This is a genomic window from Levilactobacillus parabrevis ATCC 53295, from assembly GCF_001434055.1.
Classification (GTDB): Bacteria; Bacillota; Bacilli; order Lactobacillales; family Lactobacillaceae; genus Levilactobacillus; species Levilactobacillus parabrevis.
Map to the genome: position 1 here is coordinate 1 of NZ_AZCZ01000130.1, position 210 is coordinate 210.

Sequence of the window (210 nt, forward strand, 5' to 3'; positions counted from 1 at the left end):
TGGATGTAAGCTGATTCCTGAGACAACTTTTAAGAGAGCGTATAATGAATAAATCGTCTCTCAAAAGGAAGGAATTTTTACATGCCAACTCGTTACGACAAAGAATTCAAACAAAACATCATCAACCTATATAAACAAGGCGAATCAGCCGCCCAACTGGCCAGAGAATATGGCATTGGCTATTCAACCGTTCATAAGTGGATCCAGGGC

1 protein-coding gene is annotated in these 210 nt (G+C 40.5%); it reads left to right on the forward strand.

Annotated features, from left to right (window positions below; all coding sequences use genetic code 11):
* Window positions 1-81: 81 nt before the first annotated feature.
* On the forward strand, window positions 82-210 hold a 129-nt coding region (locus FD07_RS12825; protein WP_087843058.1), incomplete at its 3' end, for a helix-turn-helix domain-containing protein.